Annotated in this window: 14 protein-coding genes; 11 read left to right on the top strand and 3 right to left on the bottom strand. The window is 34.3% G+C overall.

Going from position 1 to position 22,704, the window contains the following annotated elements; genetic code table 11:
• Positions 1–7 precede the first annotated feature (7 nt).
• Entirely contained in the window at positions 8–310 is a 303-nt protein-coding gene (locus tag ACQKCJ_RS21305; protein ID WP_427402879.1) for a hypothetical protein, read from the top strand.
• Positions 311–439: 129 nt separating this feature from the next.
• Entirely contained in the window at positions 440–1,498 is a 1,059-nt protein-coding gene (locus ACQKCJ_RS21310) for a serine hydrolase domain-containing protein (protein WP_271338428.1), read from the top strand.
• 141 nt (positions 1,499–1,639) lie between these two features.
• Here ACQKCJ_RS21310 and ACQKCJ_RS21315 read toward each other — a convergent pair whose 3' ends face one another.
• The 3 genes from ACQKCJ_RS21315 to ACQKCJ_RS21325 are packed head-to-tail and all read right to left on the bottom strand — an operon-like array spanning position 1,640 to position 6,962.
• A complete protein-coding gene (locus tag ACQKCJ_RS21315; RefSeq protein ID WP_271338427.1) occupies positions 1,640–2,494 on the bottom strand; it encodes an outer membrane beta-barrel protein in 855 nt (284 codons plus the stop codon).
• A 57-nt stretch (positions 2,495–2,551) separates the two neighbouring features.
• Entirely contained in the window at positions 2,552–4,927 is a 2,376-nt protein-coding gene (locus ACQKCJ_RS21320) for a T9SS type A sorting domain-containing protein (RefSeq protein WP_427402880.1), read from the bottom strand.
• Positions 4,860–6,962 (bottom strand): hypothetical protein, encoded by a 2,103-nt coding sequence (locus tag ACQKCJ_RS21325; protein WP_427402881.1) that lies wholly within the window; start codon positions 6,960–6,962, stop codon positions 4,860–4,862. The genes ACQKCJ_RS21320 and ACQKCJ_RS21325 overlap by 68 nt, the downstream gene beginning before the upstream one ends.
• Before the next feature lie 150 nt (positions 6,963–7,112).
• Here ACQKCJ_RS21325 and ACQKCJ_RS21330 point away from each other — a divergent pair, with 150 nt between their 5' ends.
• The 9 genes from ACQKCJ_RS21330 to ACQKCJ_RS21370 all read left to right on the top strand — a co-directional run bounded on the left by ACQKCJ_RS21330 (position 7,113) and on the right by ACQKCJ_RS21370 (position 22,396).
• Positions 7,113–9,116 (top strand): tetratricopeptide repeat-containing sensor histidine kinase, encoded by a 2,004-nt coding sequence (locus ACQKCJ_RS21330; RefSeq protein ID WP_427402882.1) that lies wholly within the window; start codon positions 7,113–7,115, stop codon positions 9,114–9,116.
• Positions 9,113–9,730: a response regulator gene (locus ACQKCJ_RS21335; protein ID WP_271338424.1), complete on the top strand. Its 618-nt coding sequence runs from the start codon at positions 9,113–9,115 to the stop codon at positions 9,728–9,730. The genes ACQKCJ_RS21330 and ACQKCJ_RS21335 overlap by 4 nt, the downstream gene beginning before the upstream one ends.
• Before the next feature lie 169 nt (positions 9,731–9,899).
• Complete coding sequence (locus tag ACQKCJ_RS21340) at positions 9,900–10,688, top strand: SDR family NAD(P)-dependent oxidoreductase (protein ID WP_427402883.1); 789 nt, start codon at positions 9,900–9,902, stop codon at positions 10,686–10,688.
• Positions 10,689–10,916: 228 nt separating this feature from the next.
• Complete coding sequence (locus tag ACQKCJ_RS21345) at positions 10,917–11,723, top strand: phytanoyl-CoA dioxygenase family protein (RefSeq protein WP_271338422.1); 807 nt, start codon at positions 10,917–10,919, stop codon at positions 11,721–11,723.
• A 144-nt stretch (positions 11,724–11,867) separates the two neighbouring features.
• Positions 11,868–12,554 carry a CDP-alcohol phosphatidyltransferase family protein gene (locus tag ACQKCJ_RS21350; RefSeq protein WP_271338421.1) on the top strand — a complete coding sequence of 229 codons (687 nt, stop codon included), beginning with the start codon at positions 11,868–11,870 and terminating at the stop codon, positions 12,552–12,554.
• A gap of 1 nt (position 12,555) precedes the next feature.
• A complete protein-coding gene (locus ACQKCJ_RS21355; protein ID WP_271338420.1) occupies positions 12,556–12,987 on the top strand; it encodes a GtrA family protein in 432 nt (143 codons plus the stop codon).
• 346 nt (positions 12,988–13,333) lie between these two features.
• Positions 13,334–13,909 carry a DUF4833 domain-containing protein gene (locus ACQKCJ_RS21360; RefSeq protein WP_427402884.1) on the top strand — a complete coding sequence of 192 codons (576 nt, stop codon included), beginning with the start codon at positions 13,334–13,336 and terminating at the stop codon, positions 13,907–13,909.
• Positions 13,910–14,609: 700 nt separating this feature from the next.
• The gene (locus ACQKCJ_RS21365) at positions 14,610–21,437 is read left to right on the top strand and encodes a gliding motility-associated C-terminal domain-containing protein (protein ID WP_427402885.1); all 6,828 of its coding nucleotides are present in this window, start codon (positions 14,610–14,612) and stop codon (positions 21,435–21,437) included.
• A gap of 20 nt (positions 21,438–21,457) precedes the next feature.
• The gene (locus ACQKCJ_RS21370) at positions 21,458–22,396 is read left to right on the top strand and encodes a PorP/SprF family type IX secretion system membrane protein (protein WP_271338773.1); all 939 of its coding nucleotides are present in this window, start codon (positions 21,458–21,460) and stop codon (positions 22,394–22,396) included.
• The last annotated feature ends 308 nt before the right edge of the window (positions 22,397–22,704 follow it).

Genomic DNA, 22,704 nt, shown 5'->3' on the forward strand with positions numbered 1-22,704 from the left:
ACCAGATATGGTTAAGTATATTAAGTTTCAGTTGAAAAATAATGAAATCGTTGCTGAATCACATAAAACAATTGTAAAATTTGACAATGAGTTTAGTATTGGTTATTTTTGGAATATCGCTACAGATGATAAAAAGTTGGGCACTTTTTATATACATCACGGTGGAGTGCCACGTTCTCAATGTTATATTTATATAGTTCCAAAATACGATCTAGGTGCGTTTATTATTACTAATCAAAGTGGCACGGATACAGCCAAAGTTATGGAAGATGCACTAAATGAAATATTCGAAAAAATAACAATACTTTAAAAAAGGGACTAAAATTGTTACTGTCTTAAGCCATAATAGATTAAAACTTTTTGTTTCAATGTAGTTGTAACCCACGAAGAATCTTTTTATGCTATTTAACCACTTAAGCAGAAAATTAAACTATAAATTATGACAATGAAATATTTAACCATTATTTTATTTTTTGCATTACTCGGGTGTAAAAGTCCTCAGCAAATCAATAAACAAAATGTTGAAAACGCGATTACAAAAAATGCTCTTCAATTATTAGAAGACAAAAGATTTCATTCGGTTTCGGTTGTAGTGTTTAAAGATGGAGAATCTACAATAAAACATTTTGGAGAATTAACTATTGAACAAGGAAACAAACCAAACGATTCTACACTTTATGAATTAGCTTCTGTAACCAAAACTTTTACAGGTTATGTAGCCGCTAAAGCAGTACTTGATAAAAAAATAAATTTAGATGATGATATTAGAATCTATCTTGACGAACCTTATCCCAATTTAGAATTTAAGGGCGAACCTATTAAAATCAAACACCTCATTACACATACAAGTGGATTCCCTAATTTTCCTATAAAAAGTGAAAATAAAAAGGCCTTTTTTGAAGGATTAAAACTAATCAAAATCGAAACGAAACCGGGAGAAATATATTCCTATTCAAACACAGCTCCGGAGTTGACAGCTTATATACTTGAAAAAGTGTATGAAAAACCTTTTGAAGAATTGGTAATTGAATTTGTTTTGAAGCCAAATAAAATGAACCAAACTAAGTTTACACTAAATGAAAATGATAAAACAAAATTGGTAAAAGGCTATAACGATAAAAATGAGTTAATGCCTAATTTCAATAGAACTTTATGGGGTGGAATTTCAGGATTGCACTCTACAACTACAGATTTAGTGAAATATATGAAATTGCAACTTGACAAGTCAAATCCTGTTGTAAAAGAATCTCATAAAAAATTATATAAAGAAGGTTCTGATTTTTGGGAAGGCTATCATTGGTATATAATAGAAAATGATAACGAATTAATTTACAGACATCACGGAGGTATATACGGAATGCAGAATTGGTTTGTGATTTATCCTAAACAAAATATGGGGATATCGATATTGACAAACACGAGCTTTAATGAAACAGGAGAAATTTTAGAAAAAGTAGTTGATAACTTGTATGATGATATAAACAGGAATAACAAATAAAGCCGATCATCGATGAGTTCTTGTAGAAAGCTGTTGCTAATATCTTCTGACTTCGCGTCCAAAGTCAAAAAGAACATATAAAAATCCCATTTCGTTAGAAATGGGATTTTGATTTTGTGAACTCGAAAGTATAAGTTTTACCTATCGAATAGCAAACCTTAACTTAAGACCATAAGAAACCAATGTCATTTTATTTGTATTGGCAGCATTAAGAACGGTATTGTATTGCAATTTCACAGGTAAAATTTCGTTGTTATATTGAATAATGTTCTGATCTTTTTTATCATAAATATTATTCAGTCCATAATCAAAATAAGCACCAAGATATAAAGCACTTTTTTTGCCAATAAGCTGTTTTACACCAGTTTCAAAGGTAGCGGAGTAAGATATTTTGGTATCAAGATCCTGTTTGTTTTCTTTGACATTGTCTGCGCTTGCAAATCCTGCAAATGCAGGAGTGGGTAATTCGATATTATATTGCGGATAATAACCTGTTGTAGTAAGATTACCAATTTTAGCTTCATAAGATCCGCTGGCTGCAAATCCTATTTTGGCGCCGGCAGCAAGGTATAGTTTTGTCGTTCCTGGAGTTTCGAATTGAATTGCAATGGGAATATTAATATAGGCTATTTTTTGTTCCTCTCTCAAGTCTGTTGCTCTGTATTTAAATTCAAATGATTCATCTTCAATATCAGTAGTTGTATATTGACCTGAAACAGATTCAAAAGAAACGGCAGATTTATACAATTGATATTCGGCACCAATGCCAAGACTCAATCCTTCATTTAAATAATAAGAATAACGTATTCCTGCACTAAATCCATTTCCCGGGGTTAGTTGCCCTGCAGGTAAATCGTACTGCATAAAAGAAGATACGCCACCAAGTACAAAAGAAAATTCATGTTTTCTTTCCTGACTATAACTACTAAGGCTTAGCCCTAAAAATGTTACAATAAAAGGTATAGATGCTATAGAATTGGTTATATGTTTTTTCATCTTTAATTTTATTTAATGCCAGTATTATTTAAGGATAATACTGGCAGTTTTTTATTTTTATTTATTTACAATTACTTTGAATGATTTCTTAGTATCGCTAGTTTCGAGAATCACAATATAGGTTCCGTTTTGTAAGGAAGGAGGTAATTGCATTTGAGTTTTTGCAGTAGATGACTCTATTGTTTGTATTAAACTTCCTGAAATAGAGTAGATGCTTATGTGCATTTTTTCCAATTCCTGTACAGAATAATCGGCATCAATAGTGATAGTTTGTCCTGCCTGAATTGGATTTGGATAAAGTTTGGCCTGAAATGAATTAAGTTTTTGAATTACAGCACTGCAGGTTTGCAGTACCAATCCGTCTTTAGTAGTCATTTTTACGCTATAATTAGCCGTAGCATCGAGAGTATCGGTAATATTATTTCCTGCAGAGTAAGACTGACCTGTACTTATCAATTGACCGTCTTTAAACCATTTGTAGGAAACAAACTCATATCCGCCATTTGTTTGTGGATTGTTGTTTACAAGGAGCACATTATTGAATTTCTGTTGAACAATATCAAAGAAATTAAAACGTCTTTCTACAATTATTACATAATTCTTGCTAATCGTCCCGTCTTGCGAAGTAACCGTTACATCTTGTTTGTAAACCCCAACTTTGGGAGTTTGAATCGTGAATGTACTAGCAGGAAAAACAAGAGATGAATTGTTTTCTGTCTGGATAGTAATAGTTGGATTGCTTTGTCCGCAATCCAGTAAATGATTTATTTGCTGTTGTGGATTTTCAAAGCTTTGATTACCAATCGTAATTTGTGCTATTGAGGCACTACCGTTTGTAATTACAAGAATTTGAGAAACAGTATTGGCAGACAGATAATTATCATTACCATCCTGATGCGCCACAATCGTAATTTCTCCTGACTGAAGTAGCGTTACCAATCCTGAAGAAGAAATAGTTGCAGGAGCAAGGGCAGAGGTATAATTAAAAGTATAAGATACAGGAAGGCCTGAATTTGATTTTCCTTCTAATTGAAAACTATTGTCTTTGCCTATATTTTTAGTGGGCAAATCGTCAAAAGTAATTTGCTGAGCAGCTTTATTAATCTTAATCTCTGCAGTAAGAACTATTGGAGTACAATTAGACATTTGCCAAGCAGGCGTTATCGTAGCAGTAACGGTATAAGTACCACTATTTGTTGCACTATTAGCACTTCCTGTTGCAGGAGTTGTGGTATAAGTTACGGTTGCTCCAGCAGGAAGATTGTCTATTTGAATGGCATGCGGGTTTCCGTCATAGCTAAATTCTTTATTACTAAAGCTAACTTGTTTAAGGGGCGAAGCAATTACATTTATGGTTTGAGTTTGTGTAGTGTTATTATTGCTGGCATCGGTATACTTCCAGGTAATTGTATAACTGCCTTCTGTAGTATAGCTTAAGGGATCATTTGTTGTAGCATTGATTACTCCGTTACAATTATCAGTAGCAGTAGGAATAGCGATATCAGTTGCTAAAACCGCACAATAATTAGTAATATTTGGTAAATTTGTTACATCAGGAACCGGTACAATTACATCAGGAACCGGTACAATTACATCAGTAATCGTTGTTATAGTTACAGATCGCGTAATTGTACATAAGTTGGCATCGGTAATAGTTACTGTGTATATACCGTCAGTTAAACCTGTTGCTGTTGCACCTGTACCTCCGGCGGGCAACCATAGATAGGTATAATCTCCTGTGCCACCTGTTACGTTTACAGTAGCCGAACCATTGTTACCTCCATTGCAGGAAACATTATTTTGGGTTGTTGTAGCGCTAAGTGCAAATAATGGCTGAGATATTGTAAAATCCTGTTTAGTTGTACAAAGATTAGCATCTTGAACAGTCACAACATAATTACCTATAGAAAGACCAGTTGCTGTAGCTTCATTACCTCCTGATGGCGACCAAGTATAAGTGTATGGAGAAACTCCACCTGTTATATGTACTGTTGCAGATCCATTGGTTCCCCCATTACAAGAAACATCTATTTGTGAACCAGCTGTAGCAACTAGTGCAGAAGGTTCGCTTATAAGAATATCTTCTAAAGTAAAAGTACAGTTATTATTATCGGTAACCTCTACGCTGTAAGTACCCCCGGCAAGTCCTGATATTCTTTGTGTTGTAGCATCTCCGGCATTTTTGGACCATTTGTAGGTGTATGGAAAAGCACCACCTGCTGCATTAACTGTAACAGATCCATTAGCTGCTCCGGCACAAGATATGTTTTCTTTTGTAGCCACTTTAATTGTTAAAGCTTCTGGCTCTTCAATATGAATATCTGATACAGAACTAGTACACCCATTACTATCTGTAACGGTTACCTCATATGTTCCGGCCGTTAGCCCCCGCAGATGTAATAGAACTAATTGCTCCGTTTGAGAAACCGGCATCACCTACATTTTTCCAACTTGTACCATCGTATTTTACGACTGAAGCTTTATTTCCTAAAACTACATCTTGATAAGCCATATAAGGTTTACCAAATAAGTCAGATTTTATACTGGGAAAATTGGCATGACTTGTAGCAGTTGTTTCTCCCAGAGTCTCCCAAGTTGTATTTTCAAATTTTTGAACTAAAATTTTGCCTCCGGCATTAAGATCTGCATATCCTACAATAAGACTGCCCGATAACCCGAAAGTCATTGATGGTGCATCGTTTAATGATGCATTCGAGAAACCTTGAGTACCTACAACGTGCCATTCTCGGGTAGTATTATATTCGGGTGATTCAACATTTAGAACAACAGCTTTTGAGATTACTTCGATTCCATTATTTGCAACTAATCTATATTGATAATTATTCATAGAAACCGGAGCATTATTAATATACATTCTTGCTTTTGTAACATCTCTGTATGTAGCACCATCAACTATAGATGTAAATGTATTTCCGCCATCTGTACTCACTTGCCATTGGTAAGTAAGAGAACTTCCCGTTACAGTAGCACTAAAGCTTGCGGCCTGACCGCCTGTAACCATGCTATTAAGAGGCTGAGAGGTTATAACGGGAATATCAAGATCATATTTCACGACATGAGCCTTGCCTGTTGTTCTGTCATCATAGACTATATAAGGCATTCCCTCTGGATTAAAGGCAAGTGAACCATTTGAAAGAGATAAAATATTATCTGTTTTAATTTTTTGCCAATCTGTACCATCAAATTTAAATAGTAAGTTTTTAAAATCTGAAGTATAGGCATGTATATACGGTGTACCTGTCGGGTCTAAAACTAAACGAGAATATTGCGTTACAATATCAGAAACAAATGCAGCACCTACTGGTATCCAGTCTGTACCATTAAACTTTACTACTTTTATCTTATTACCATTTACTTCATCTCTATAAGACAAGTAAACAGTATTTGCCGCATCAATCGCAACAGTAGTAGAGTGAACAATGCCTACAGAAATTTCTGGTGTACCCACATTTTGCCAGTTTGTACCATTAAATTTTATTACTCTTGCTTTACCACCATTACCTCCATCTCGATATGCAACGTATTCTGTATTAAATGAATCAAATGCGGTAGAAAAATAGATTGCACTACCATTTGAGAAAATAGGAGATCCAACCTGAACCCAACTTGTACCATTAAATTTCTTGGCAGTTCCGTTAAAATTCAATTGAGTATCATAATATACGGCATGAGGCGTATCAAAATTATCAAAAGAAAAGGATATAAAACCTGCTTCTCCTCCTGAAAAACTAGCATTTCCTAATGTTTCCCAATCTACACCATTAAATTTTTTTACAATTCCTCTATAACCTAAGAGATTAGAATAGGAAAGATAAGGCACGCCTGAAGAATTAGTAGCTATAACAGGTTGATTTACCCAATCTGTTGTTAAGCCATCTGTAGGCAGAGTTTCCCAAGTTGTGCCGTTAAATTTCTTTACGACAGCAAAATATTGCTGGTATTCATTTCTTCTATATGATATGTATGGGGTACCTGCAGGATCTATAGCAATAGAGGTAGATTGAACTCCAAGCTCAGAAATGTTTGCTGCTCCAACAAATTTCCAATCACGATTGCCTTCAAGAGAAGGTACACTAACTGCTAACGTTGCAGTGTTTGATAGTTCTATACCAATACTTGCACCAGATAATAGTACCTTATACTGATAACCGTTCATTGAGACAGGAGCTTTACTGATGTTTAAAGTCGCTGTGTTTACCCCACTGTAAACCCCACCATTTGATAACGCAGTAAATGAATTTCCGCCATTGGTTGAAACTTGCCAAAAGTAGCTAAATGAGCCGTTACCAAGCGTCGTAATACTAAAACTGGTAGGCTTTCCTGCGCTAACCGTATGAGATATGGGCTGAGTCCCGATGACTTGCGCTACGGCCGGAACTGCCGTAAAACACAAAAAGAGCAGCATAAGTCCCGTTTTAAAATAAGTTAGTAAGTAATTGTTTTTCATAATTCCTAAAATTGGATTAAAAATGAGTTATAATTTTCATTACAAAACTGAACTATAATAAACCAAAATCATACAGGGGGAAACCCTCATATTTTAGGATATGCTTTTTTATCTCATATAAAAAGATACTTTTGTTCAAAAGAAAAATCCATGTCAGTAAAAAAATATATAATACAATTTCGTATCCTTTTCTTCTTATGTTTATTGATTTTGGGAGCATGTAATAAGCAAAAAGAGGAGACAATTATATATAAAAAACCACTGAAGCTAAATTTTGATGCTACCTGCACCTGGTTAAATGATGTAGAGAATTACAATAAAAAAAATTATCTCTCTGTCTTTTATACATATTATAACCAAAAAATTAAGGAAGGAAAATTTATTGAAGCCAGCAGGGCGATGGAAATTGTAAGCTTAAAAAAATCTTCGCATGTTTCATTTGACAAGCCGTTTATGAATACCATTAACTTTTATTCTAAAAATTATAGAAATAAGGTTCCTGCAATCAATGCTTCTTTTGTAGAAAGCTATTTAGGGGATTATTATACTGATAAAGGCGAATTTGCAAAGGCAATTAGCTATTATACTAAGAATACACTTATTCCGGTTAACGATTATAAAAGCTGTTATAAAAAAGGAGATGCCTATAGTACTATTAGTTGGTGTTATCAATGTATTGGAGATCAAAAATCTGCTTTGGCAGCTAATTATAAGGCATTAGATTATTTTAAACAGACAGATCAAACCAATATTCTACAGACACTTTATGACAATTTTGGAGGAATTTATGAAGCGATGCATGATTATGATAATGCTTTAAAAAATAACAGTCTGGCGATTAAGTATACCAGAGGAGAGAAATACTCGAATGTTTACACCTATTTGTTTAACAGAATCAATATTTACGATCATGCCGGGCAGTATGATAAGATGTATGCATTGAGCGATTCTACCTATCATTCTTTTAAAAAAAGTGGTGAAGTCAATACCTGGATTGAAGTTCCTTTAACACAATATTATATCAAAAAACTCTACCATGAAGGTAAATTCGAAGAATCAAAAAATTTACTGGATGAATTGAAACCTGAGGTAATAGCGCTAAATTCTAATATCACGAATTTAGAATACGATGTTTTAGTAGCTGAATATGAAATAAAAAAGAATAAAGGAATAAAAGACACCAAATTGATTAAAAAAAGTATTCCGATACTTTTGGAGAATCGTCATTTTGGAAAATTACGAGATTGTTATAGCGTCTTATTAGACGATGCTGTTGCAAAAAAAGATTATAAAAATGCTCATTTGTATGCAGTAGAAGGGGCAAAAATCCAGGATAGTATAGCCAGTATGGAAATGGCAAATGCCGTAATTGAATTTGATGTAAAATATAAAACGAAGAAAAAAGAACAGCAAATAGCACTTCAGGAAAATACGATACAAAATAAAAACACCACAATAGCTTTACTGGTTTCGGTTTTAATTGGGCTTGGACTTATTGGTGTGGCACTTGTACTTTTGCAAAAGCAGAGAAAATTAAAAAAAGAAAAACAAAACACACAATTATATACCAAGCAGCTCTTAGAAAAAACAGAAGAAGAACGCAAACGTATTGCAAGTGATTTGCATGATAGTGTGAGCCATGAGTTGTTGAGTTTGAAAAATACTTTTGAAGAAAATGCAGAAAGTACCAATAAGAAAATAGACGGTATTATTAATGATATTCGAAGTATTAGCCGAAATCTTCATCCTATAATGTTTGATAAAGTGGGATTGAAAGCGACTATTAATCAAATGGTAGAACGAACTCAGAATGTTAATGATTTTATGGTTACTGCCGAAATAGATTATAAGGGTTCTTTGAGCTCTGTGGTCGAATTGCAAATCTATCGTATCATACAAGAAGCATTGTCTAATATCATTAAATATGCTGATGCAGTTGCAGCAAGAATTAGTGTGATTGAGTATAAAAGTACTATTGTCATTGAAATAAAAGACAACGGAAAAGGGTTTAATGTTCAGGAAACCTTAAACAATAATCATTCATTTGGTCTGCACAACATTATCGAAAGGAGCAGGGCAGTAGGAGGAGAGGCAAAAATTGTTTCAGACCCTAATGGAACAATTATAACTATTGAAATAAAAAAACACCTATGAATGTATTAATAGCCGACGATCATCCCTTTACCTTACAAGGCACCAAAAGTTTTGTAGAAGCATATGGTTATAAAGTAGCAGATACTTGTTCAAACGGAGTGGCAGCCTTAAATTTAATCAAATTGCACCATCCGGATATTGCCATTTTAGATATTAATATGCCGGGTCTCGATGGCTTAGATGTGAGCCTGAAAGTGCAGGAAAGTAAATTAAGGACTAAAATTATTTTACTCACGATGCACAAAGAAATGACTATTTATAAAAAAGCTATAGAATACGGTATTTATGGATATATCTTAAAAGAGCATGCACAAACAGAACTGGAAAAATGTCTTGAGGAAGTTGCAAAAGGAAACCGTTATGTTAGTACTTTTTTAGAAGATGATTTGTTTCAGGATCATTCAAACGATGATAATCTGTTATCTAAATTAACATTATCTGAAAGAAAAATTATTGAACTTATAGCACAACAAAAAACAAGCAAACAAATAGCAGGATTATTATTCCTGTCTGAAAAAACTGTGGAAGGACATCGAAGTAATATCATTGAAAAACTAGGATTGCCAAAAGAAAAAAATATTTTGTTAAAATGGGTTATTCTAAATAGAATATAGATTCCTGAAATATGTAATTAGGCTGAACAATTAGTTTTAGGACAATCTGCCAGCTGAAAAGATGCGGAGTGCAATAGGTACGAGTAGGGAAGCAGAGAGCAACCATTATACAGGCTGCACAGCCAACAGTTTACAATTAATTTTTATATTTGAGGATTAAATAAATAAAATGAGCGAAAAAACGAAACCATATGCCTTAATAACTGGCGCCAGCAAAGGCATTGGAAAATCTATTGCTTATGAAATGGCGAAACTAGGTTATTCGCTATTGCTTGTTGCAAGAAGCGAAGAGGAATTAAAAGCACTATCTGATGATCTTCAAGCTAAATACGGTATCAATGCTGCTATTTTATCGATTGATCTTTCGATAAATAGTGCATCGCTAAAAGTAACCGATTGGATAAAAACGAATAATTATCGAGTTGGCTTTTTAGTTAACAATGCCGGTTATGGTGTGTGGGGCAATTTCAGCCAGTCTTCTCTAACAGATCAGCTTGGCATGATGCAACTTAACATGAATGTAGTGGTAGAACTTTCGCATTTATTAGTACCCATACTTTCACAAGAAAAACAAGCCTACATTTTAAACATATCGAGTACAGCTGCCTACCAGGCTGTACCTACACTAGCCGTTTATTCAGCCACAAAGGCTTTTGTTTTATCGTTTACACGGGCCTTGCGTTTCGAACTTGCCCCAACTTCAATTTCTGTAACCTGTTTTAGTCCGGGGCCGGTTGATACTGGTTTTGCTGAAAGAGCTGGTTTAAACACTTTTAGCAAAATGGCAGAAAAGTTTAATATGCAACCTGATGAAGTTGCAAAAATGGCAGTAAAAGCCATGTTCAGCAAAAAATCTGAAGTGATTCCGGGTTTTACAAATATCATTTCGGTTTATGCTAACCGCATACTACCAAAGGCTTTTATCGAAAAAACTGCCGCCGGAATCTATAAAATTTAATTTTTTCGAAAAAAAAATAAAAAAATATCCTTTGCAAAAGAGAAATTATATTACATTTGTTTTAATATCTACTAATCCTATAGAGTATGTCAAATAAAAGAAATAAGTTTAATTTTCCTAAAGACCAAATGCACGCCAATATGCGAATGTGTTGTTGCTGTTGTTGCTGCTAATCTTTTAGATAAAATTATTAAACTTTATTATTTCATTTATTAAATCTATATTATCATGATATCTTCTTATAAAACTTTTACCCTTACTGAGCAATTAACTGCCGAGCAAATTGACTTTTTTAACCAATATGGCTTTATCCATTTCAAAAAATTTATAAATCCTGAAACTGTTTCATCCATCATTGATGCCTCGAAACAAGTACAGCAAAAATGGATTGACAATGACCTTCAAAAAATAAATGGTGTTCCTATTAAATATGGAAAAGATTTAGATGGTTCTCCTATTGTACAGCGTTTTGCTTTTATCAATCAACATCATCAAACCTTAAGCGGCCTTTTACTTGATCCAAGATTTAATAGTTTATTACCATTGGCAGGCGATGAGGCTAGATTAGGCACTGAAGAAAAAGACGGAATGGTTTTCAATCATTATATCAATGGGCCAGAAAGTAAGTTTACTAAAATGGGATGGCATACAGATGGTTTGAGAGATATTTTTTATGGTGCAAAATTAAACCCTATGCTAAATGTGGGTATCCATTTAAGCACTTTACAACCTGAAAATGGCGGTCTTAAGATCATTCCGGGTACTCACAAGCAAAATATTTATCAAATGCTTTTCCGTAAAAAATACTTTTTAGACAATAAAGCTGATCCAGAAGAAGTTTCCATAAATCCGGAGGCCGGAGATTTAACCATTCACGATGGCCGTTTGTGGCACAGAGTGGCAGAATCCTCTATCCGTGGCGAAGAAAGTAGAAGAAGAGTTATTTATATTCCGATTATAGCAGGAAAATATGCTCCTAAAAACGAGAACAGTCCAACGGTTTTCTATCAACGTTTTGCGGGAATTGTTAAATAATATGCTGATTGCCCTCGCATTTAGTTATCTGATCAGATCAGGTAAGCTAAAAAGAACCACTGATTTTTTTAAAAATACCCATAGAAAAATAAAATTAAAGCTAGAATTGGCTATACTATCAGGCTTGCAAATATTGCGTTATTGATGGGACAAGAAACACAAATTGAAGGTTATAGTGCAATTGTGCAAAGAACATTTTCAGACCGTAAGCGAACTAATATTCTAAAAAGGGCAGAACAGTTAACGATTGTATTTTTGCTTCCAAAAGTGCCTAAATTCATTTCGCCAAACGTACTCACTTTAATTGGTACACTTGGCTCAGGATTAGTTTTTTTAGCTTTTGTTTTAGGTACTTACATAGCAAATTGGTATTTGCTTTTGGGTATTATCGGTTTGGTTATAAATTGGTTAGGCGATTCTTTAGATGGAAGATTGGCGTATTATAGAAATATTCAACGCCGTTGGTATGGTTTTGCACTCGATATTATTGCCGATTGGATTGGTATTGTACTCATAGGTTTTGGCTACTACATTTATGCTAAAAATGGCACACAAATAATAGCCTTTACTTTTGTCGCATTGTATGGTTGGTCTATCATCATCAGCCAGTTACGCTACAAAATTACAAATGAATACCGTATAGATTCTGGCTTTGTTGGACCAACAGAACTTAGATTTATTATTGCCTTAATTTTAATTATTGAAGTTTTATTTCAGGGATCAATTGCATATTTGGCTGGTTTAATTACTATTATATTGCTTATAATCAATACTGCTGATAGCTTGAAACTTTTAAAGTTGGGCGATTTAAAGGATAAAACCCACGACTGATATGTTTAGGAAAAAATCCATTATTACTTTTCTGCGAGCACAAGTTGCAGCATTTTTGGGTGGTATTACAGATTATGGCTTGATGATTTTATTGACAGAAGTATTCAAATTGCATTTTACCTTTTCTATTTTAATCTCCGGGACCGTTGGCGCAATTATCAATTTCAGTATCAATAGATTTTGGGTATTTAAAAATCAATCTGGTTATAGCAGCCACATTAATAGTCAGCTTTTTAAATTTGCGTTGGTGGTTTTGGGAAGCATCTCCTTAAAATCATGTGGTACGCTTATTTTGCAAAAAGTATTTCAAATCGATTATAGAATAGGAAGATTAATCACAGATACTTTTGTTTCTTATGGATTTAATTATCCGCTGATTAAATATTGGGTTTTTAGGGCAAACAAAAAACAGATTAATCCAGAAAGTAATTAGGGAAATCCGTTTTTATCAGCGTTTTTGCTTTAGCGAATCAGTAAAATCAGCGTCTAATTTTGACGCGGATAAAACAGATTTACTTCGTAAAAACGCGGATAAAAACGGATTTGATCTGTAATAATTTAAAAGCTTAACTTAATGAGATTGCACGATCCTATCCCGATCCCGAAACTTCGGGACGGGATAGATTTTATGTGTAAAAGAAGAAAACAAAAAGAAACTTAGTTTACATAGCCAACTATGTTTGTTTTAAACAAGTGAAACGCCTTTTTTAAGCGTCCTAAAGCTATGTTTCTATGTGTTAGAATAATTATACCCCACAGGTTATATAAAAATTTCATTTATGAATAAAATACCATTTAAAAATTTCACAAAATCACTAATCGTTATAACGATCTTGGTAAATATAATTTCTGGAAATCTATTGGCACAATCCAAAAATCCATCGCCATTAAATTTTCCAACGCCCAAAAATATAGATAATATGCTGTTTTATATTCAGCGGGACCCAAATGTAAACACGGCGATATATGCTATAAACTACCAGGAAGATGGAAAAATAGACAAAAGCAATCCCATAAAAGCGTACTGGATTCGATATGCAGAGAAGGGAGAAAAAAAAGATTTAACTTATATGCAACGTAAATTTGCATACGGAATAGAAAGTAAAACGGTAAATAATGAGGAGTTTGAGCTTCAATTTGTATCGTACAAAAAGTTATCCTTAACCTTAAAAAAGATAGATTCAGATCAAAAATACCATGTTTTCGTAAGTGTAAATCAGAAAAAAATTCAGGTAGAAAAAATATTTGTGCGCATTGAAGGCGGTTCATTTTGGTTACCAAATGTAAAGTATGCCGAAGTCACCGGAATTGATGCTTCTTCAAATAAAACAATTACGGAAAGAATGGTATTATAATAAGATATCGGAACAACTATTTATATTTAAATGTAAGTACTTATAAATAACATAGAATAGACATAAAAAAAATCCCATTTCTTAACGAAATGGGATTTTAATTTTGTGACCATTAAGGGAAAAAATTTCAGATATTTTACGGAAAACTTAAAAAAGATTGCCTTGCTATAAGTAGTGGCTGTCTTTGTATGTCTTCAGCATTTTGGTTTGGACGGTGCTTTTAGGGATTAAAGGAAATAGTTCTTTGATTGCAAGCAAAAGTTATGGAATAATTTATTCGAAATAGAACAAACCGCCATAACTTTTTGCACAAAATTTGAAATCGACTCCAGACTGAAGTTTTTTTTAAACCAAATTATCATTTTTAATAGATTTTAGTTGTATCCCAAAAAAGAGTAAAACATTAAAAAAAAGGGCTCTCTGTATTTTAATATCAGCTATAAGGCTGAATTTGTTAGTGTTTTGCTTCAAAATGTCCCCCAATTTGTCCCCCCTTCTTTTTTTCGGACGGGTTAATTAAGTACTATTTTTGGCACTTTAGGGATCACATACTTAAAAATAACTTTAAGTTAGAAATATCTAAGACGTCTTTCCAAAGTAGTAATCCTAATTAACCTATTTACGAAGCTAGATTTCTCCTTAACTATTATATCCTGACGACAAATAAAAGTTTTAGAGCCATTAATACTAAATTAATTTTATGAAAAAAATTCTACTATTATTTTTTTGTTTATCCTTTTACACTTTATACGCTCAAATTCATATTGGTACATCGGGAGGGACTAATACCGATTTTGTATTTCCTTGTTATGATGGGGCGGGCTATAGTTATACACAACAAATTGTTCTGGCAAGTGAATATCAGGCAGAGGATGGAACAACTGGACCCATCACGCAAATTAAATGGAAAATTACTGGCGGAGCTGTAAACGCATCTAATTTTAATAATTGGTCGGTTTATTTAGGTCATACAACCAAAACATCATTTTCTTCAGCTTCTGATTTTATTCCTGTAGCTGATCTTACGTCAGTTTATTCTGGAATAGTGACTATTACACAAGATAATCAATGGATAACGATTGATTTACCTACAAGTTTTAATTACAATGCCTCTGACAATTTGGTCGTTGCTGTTTTACAAAATGCAGCAGGATCATCGACCCCTTATTTTTCAGCTTATACACCCACAACTATAGGAAACAGGGGAATATTGGCTTATGGTGCTGCGACAGTGAATATTAACAATTTGACAGCTAGTGATATTAGTCTTAGGCAAACAATTGCTCAAATTCAGTTTACAGGGGCGCTAAAAGATTGCTATAAACCTCAAAATCTAATAGTATCAAATAGTATAAATGGAAATGTAACTTTAAACTGGAGTAACCAACAAAATGCTTTAGATGGTTATTTATATGAATTACGGACTTCAGGGTTACCTGGGAACGGCGGCTCCGGTTTGGTAGAATCCGGAAATATTGCTGCGGGAGTTGTAAGTAAAACATACAACAATCCTCCTTTGAATACGAAATTAACCTATTATATTAAGGCTTTGTGTAGTACTAATGAGGAAAGTAATTGGAGTAAAGTTGTTTTTACAATAATTGCACCTCCACAAGCAGCAGCTAATCAAGATTTTTGTATCAATTTTAATGTTAGGTTAAACAATCTTTCTGTACAAGGGGAAAATATAAAGTGGTATGGTGCTGCAACAGGCGGAAATGCTTTGATAAATACAACTGTTTTGACCAATAATACTACTTATTACGCAAGTCAAACCGTAAATGGAGTAGAAAGTATTGAAAGAGTTCCTGTTCAGGTTACATTAAATACTCTTCCTAATTCACCTGTAATTGCTTCACCGTACGTTTATACCAATATAAATGCAACTTTAGCCACCTTAATAACAAGTGCCGCTAATCCTAAATGGTATGTCAGTAATAGTGCTGCTTTTCCTTTATCATCCGGCACTGTCTTAAACAATGGGCAAACCTATTATGTAAGTGAAAACGATGGTGTGTGCGAATCACCACGAACAGCCGTAAAGGTTCAGCTGGATCCAAATAATAATCCGTGTGCTAATTGGGGTACCGGTCCTAATCAGGATTATGATTGTGATGGCGTAATTAACAGCGTCGATTTAGACAATGATAATGATGGTATTTTAGACGATGAAGAACGCGATGTATCTACAACCGCTACTGTATTTAATTTATTCGCACCACCAGCTGAAGATGGTATGATAAAACAATGGAACATTAACATTTCTGGGGCTGCAGGTACAGAGATTAATTTCAGAAATAATTTTTATACAATACCAAATTCTGGTGCATTAACGATTAATGTACCACAAACAGGAATTCCTATAATGCAATTGAATACAGTAGAAAATAATAAAAGTTATATATTGAGCGCAACGGGACCAGTGACTATTGTTCAGGAGTTAACAACCAGTCGTCCTGCAAGTGATTCTTGGATCGTCCTGCCAGAAAAGCTTTGGGGAACCGAATACAGATTGTTTACAGATACTCAAAGAGGTAATTATCAATACGCAGCTATTTATAGTAATATTGATAATAATCAGATTATAATAAAAAATAAGGAAGGACTCCTTCAAAAAACTTTTACTCTAAATATTGGACAAACTTATTTGCAAGGAGGTAATAAATTGGATATGACTGGTTGGACTATCAGTTCAACCCAACCTTTAGGAGTTATTATGGGAGTCGATGTTGCCTGGAACCCATCTGGTGGAGGTGAGAACCTGAACATAATGTTGTTGCCAACTAATCAGTTAGGAACAAAACATTACATCCCAAATAATAATCCGAATACTACTTACGTAATGGCTGAAGAGCCCAATACTGAGGTAAGAATCGATGGTGTTTTGATTAAAACATTGCTCGATGCGGGTGATGTTTATAATTTTAACGTAGCTCTTACTGATCTTAAAATACTTGAAACAAGTAAAAAAGTTACTGTTTGGCAAGTAACACCCAATAATAATGACCCTTCATGGTTAAATGTTTTGGATGCAAATAAAGCAGTTACCAGCTTTAATTTTACTACACCAAGTTCTATGATTTATTCAAATGTTTTAGCTTTAATAGTAAATACAGCGAGTACTTCTTTAATTCGTGTCAATGGAGCAGCGATTACAGGTTGGGTACCTTTTCCTTCTGATCCATCATCGTCTCTTGTAAAAATAACAAATATCGTCGCAGGTCAATCAATAACGGTTAATTCAACTACGAATCAAGTACCTATTTTGTCTGCATATACTGGTATAGGAGATGTTATATCCAATGCAACATCACCATCAATAGGTAATTTTAATATTGAGACGGGAAGTTTAGTTATTGAAAATTCATTGGACACTGATAATGATGGAATACCAGATTATTTGGATCTTGATAGTGATAACGACGGCTGTAGCGATGCCAATGAAGCATATAATAGTAAAACTGCCGAAGGCTCAGATGGAAATATGATGTATGGTGACGGAAATCCTCCAGCAGTTGATTCAGACGGAAAGGTAATTGGGGCTAATTATTCAGGAACGAATCCAAACGTTAGAAAACCAGGAAAGAGTAGTAGTATTACGGCACAACCCGAAGATGCTGTTTCAGATGTATCAGGAAGTGTAAGTTATAATGTAAGTATAATGGCTGGTTCTGGCACAACTTTATACCAATGGCAATATAGTGCTGACAAAGGAATTACCTGGAATGATTTAGTCGACACACCAGTCTATTCAGGTACAACAACGCCAACTTTAGTCTTAACTAATATCCCTTCATCTCATCATAATTACGGTTATCGTATAGTGATTAACCAGTCTGATTTTATTTGTGGTGAAGTTTTTTCTGATGCAGCTAATTTATGTCTTGTAACTACATCTCAAGCTCAAATTGTTAATGATAAGTGTGCCATTATAGAAATTGCAGGAAATATTCCTGTACTAGGTACCGGAAGTTGGAGTATTGTAAGTGGTTCTGGAGGGACAATTACTAATGTTAATGAGGCAGAAACTTTCTTTAGCGGAATTCCAGGAACTACCTATGTGCTAAGATGGACAATAACAAACGGAAGTTGTAGCAATTCTAGTGATGTAACAATATCTAATATTCAAACAGCATTAAACAGTGTTCCAACACAGGCAGATGCATTATGTCAAGGTTCAGCAACTGGTTCAGCAACAGCAACTATTACAGGCGGTGTAGCTCCCTACAGTTTTGTCTGGAACAATGGTGTTACATCAACAACCAATGAAGCGGTTAATCTAAATGAAGGAACCTATGAAGTAACTGCAACCGATGATAATGGATGTGTCATTAAACAAAAATTTATAATTGTAGTAGCATCAGATATCATCAGCCCAACAGTTGTGACTCAAAATATAGCGGTTCAGTTAGACGCCACAGGAAAAGCAGTTATTATAGCTTCTCAAATCGATAATGGTTCTACTGATAATTGTGCTATTGCTACAATAGCTTTAGATAAAACCACTTTTGATTGCACGAATATTGGCGACAATTCAGTGATATTGAAAATAACAGATGCCTCAGGAAATTCGGATACAGCTACTGCCACAGTTACTGTCGAAGATAAAATTAACCCAACAGCCGTGGCTCAAAATATAACGGTTCACTTAGACACCACAGGAAAAGCAGTTGTAACGGCTTCTCAAATCGATAATACTTCTACTGATAATTGTGCTATTACTACAATGACTTTAGATAAAACCACTTTTGATTGCACAAATATTGGCAACAATTCAGTAATACTGACAGTAACGGATGCCTCAGGCAATTCGGATACAGCCACTGCCACAATTACTGTTGAAGATAAAATCAAACCAACTGTTGTAGCTCAGGATATTACCGTTCAGTTGGATGTCACAGGAAAAGCAGTTATTATAGCTTCTCAAATTGATAATGGTTCTACTGATAATTGCGCTATTGCTACAATGACTTTAGATAAAACCACTTTTGATTGTACAAATATTGGTAGCAATTCAGTGATACTGAGAGTAACGGATGTTAATGGAAATTCGGATACAGCGACTGCCACAGTTACTGTCGAAGATAAAATTAAACCAGCAGTTGTAACAAAAAATATAACGGTTCAGTTGGATGCCACAGGAAAAGCAGTTATAACGGCTTCTCAAATCGATAATGGTTCTACTGATAATTGCGCTATTGCTACAATGACTTTAGATAAAACTACTTTTGATTGCACGAATATTGGTAGCAATTCAGTAATACTGACAGTAACGGATGCCTCAGGAAATTCGGATACAGTGACTGCCACAGTTACTATCGAAGATAAAATCAAACCAACAGTTGTGGCTCAGAATATAACGATTCAGTTAGACGCCACAGGAAAAGCAGTTATAACAGCTTCTCAAATCGATAACGGTTCTACGGATAATTGTGCTATTGCAACAATGACTATAGACAAAACCACTTTTAATTGCACGAATATTGGAAGCAATTCAGTGGTACTGACAGTAACTGATGTTAATGGAAATTCGGATACCGCCACCGCCACAGTTACTGTACAGGACAAAATCAAACCAACAGTTGTAGCTCAAAATATAACGATTCAGTTAGACGCCACAGGAAAAGCAGTTGTAATAGCTTCTCAAATCGATAACGGTTCTACTGATAATTGTGCTATTGCTAGAATGACTTTAGATAAAACCACTTTTAATTGCACAAATATCGGCAACAATTCAGTGGTACTGACAGTAACAGATGTTAATGGAAATTCAGATACAGCCACTGCCACAGTTACTGTCGAAGATAAAATCAAACCAACAGTTGTGACTCACAATATAACGGTTCAGCTGGATATCACAGGAAAAGCAGTTGTAACGGCTTCTCAAATCGATAATGGTTCTACTGATAATTGTACTATTGCAACAATGACTATAGATAAAACCACTTTTGATTGCACAAATATTGGCAGCAATTCAGTGATACTGACAGTAACAGATGTTAATGGGAATTCAGATACAGCCACTGCCACAGTTACTGTCGAAGATAAAATGAAACCAACAGTTCTAATAAAAAATATAACGGTTCAACTGGATGCCACAGGAAAAGCAGTTGTAACGGCTTCTCAAATCGATAACGGTTCTACTGATAATTGTGCTATTGCTAGAATGACTTTAGACAAAACCACTTTTGATTGCACGAATATTGGAAGCAATTCAGTGGTACTGACAGTAACTGATGTTAATGGAAATTCGGATACCGCCACCGCCACAGTTACTGTACAGGACAAAATCAAACCAACAGTTGTAGCTCAAAATATAACGATTCAGTTAGACGCCACAGGAAAAGCAGTTATAACAGCTTATCAAATCGATAATGGTTCTATTGATAATTGTGCTATTGCAACAATGACTTTAGATAAAACCACTTTTGATTGCACAAATATTGGCGGCAATTCAGTGATACTGACAGTAACGGATGTTAATGGAAATTCAGATACAGCGACTGCCACAGTTACTGTCGAAGATAAAATCAAACCAACAGTAGTAGTTCAAAATATAACGGTTCAGTTGGATATCACAGGAAAAGCATTTATAACGGCTTCTCAAATCGATAATGGTTCTACTGATAATTGTACTATTGCAACAATGACTATAGATAAAACCACTTTTGATTGCACAAATATTGGCAGCAATTCAGTGATACTGACAGTAACGGATATCTCAGGAAATTCGGATACCAAAGCAGTAATTGTTACAATAGAAAAAGCGCCATCTCCAAATACTCTCAATTTATTGCAGAAATTTTGCGCAATTGATAAACCATTAGTTTCAGATATTTCAATACCGTATAACGTTTTAAATTGGTTTGCAGATCCATTGTCAACACCGGCGCTTTTATCTCAGGAGGTTTTACGTTCAGGAATTTATTATGCAGAAGTCTCAATTAATGCCTGTAACACCAACCGTATTCCTGTTACTATAATAGTGAATGATGAGGCTGCTCCAAGCGGAAACGCAATACAATATTTCTGCAGAGAGAAAGAGACAGCAATTTCAGATCTTATCACCAATGAAAAAGAAATACTTTGGTACGATACCGCCTCTGGAGGAGTTCCATTAGATAGTGATACATTATTAGAAGATAAACATAAATATTATGCGTCTTACTTTGGTGCAGAGTGTGAAAGCACCAAAAGATTTGAGGTTGAAGTTATTTTTAATTATTGCGATGTCATCATAAAGAATGGAATATCAGCAAATGGAGATGGAAAGAATGACTATCTCGCTATTGAAGGAGTACTAACATTTGCCGACAATCAACTTGAAATTTTTAATACTTCAGGTAGTTTAGTTTATAGCATTACTCATTACGGACAAGGAGATAATTTATTTAGAGGTTTTGCCAATAAAGGTTTAGGTCGCGGAAAAGGATTACTTCCTTTTGGAACGTACTACTACATATTTAGTTTTACGAATAATGAAAATAAACGAGTTACCAAAAAAGGGTTTTTACACCTTAATCCTTAAATCTAAAACCGAATAACAAAATGAAATGCAATTCTATAATAATTTTACTGAACTTATTATTCTCATTTTTAGCAAATGCGCAACAAAACGCCCAATTTTCAGATTACAAGATCAACATGTCCAGCTTTAACCCAGCCTTTGCCGGCTATTATGACGGAAGTATTCTTTTAATACACAGATCACAATTTACAGGAATTGAAGGCGCTCCTGAAACTCAAAACCTGAATATTAATGTACCAATTTCTATATATATGGGAACTGGTTTTAATCTGATAAACGAAAATCTTGGAGTAACTCAAAAGCTGATAGCAACAGCAGATTATTCGTATACAATTTATACTAATGATTACAATATGATAACCTTTGGTTTAAAAGGAGGTATAAGTAACCTTAATGTAAATTACTCCAGGCTTGATCTTGGGCAAGGTAATGACGTGAGTTTCGAAAATAATATTAATAATTTGATCAGACCCCGAATTGGAGTTGGTTTTTTATACAATGCACCCAGTTGGTTTGTTGGACTATCAACTCCCAATTTTATAAAAGAAATTGACGATCCAAGCATCAAAAGCACACCGTTAACAACAAATTCAGAGTTTTATCTGATCACCGGATTTCTAACAACAATTAATAATAATTTGTTGTTTAAACCGTCTATTTTGGCTAAAAAAGCTAAAAACGAACCATTTGTGATTGATCTTGCACTTAATTTTGAATTGCAGGGGAACTTTAGATTTGGAGTTTCGTATCGTTGGGATAATGCAATAACGGCAACGGTAGGCATTAATTTTATGGAAAACTTTCAGGCAGGTTTTACCTATGATCGTAATATAAATGGTTTGGGCGCATATGCTCCCTCATCAAATCAGTTTTATTTAAAATACGTCTTTAAACATGCTAAAGATATTCGTAGAGATAATTTTAGTTTTACGAGTCCAACCAATAACATTGGTTTTTAATGTAAGAATGATTTAAGTTTTTCCGTGTATGTGAAAATTTCTAGGCCTGTCGCATCTGGGAATAACTTTTGTCTTTAAAATTTTAAACCAATGGAAAAATGCATATAAAATGTGATTGCTATTATAATAAAGGCTGCATATTTTAAGCCTTAATTAAGATATTTTAGTAAGATATAAAAAAAGGCGCCAATTGAAAACAATTGGCGCCTTTTGGCTTGTGTGCCCAGCATGGGCGATAACTCTAGGGTGTAAGTCCCGAACACACCTTTACAGTGGGAAGTGTTAGCTGAATGCAAGGGTGTCCATCG

Source organism: Flavobacterium sp. NPDC079362, from assembly GCF_050267765.1.
Classification (GTDB): domain Bacteria; phylum Bacteroidota; class Bacteroidia; order Flavobacteriales; family Flavobacteriaceae; genus Flavobacterium; species Flavobacterium azizsancarii.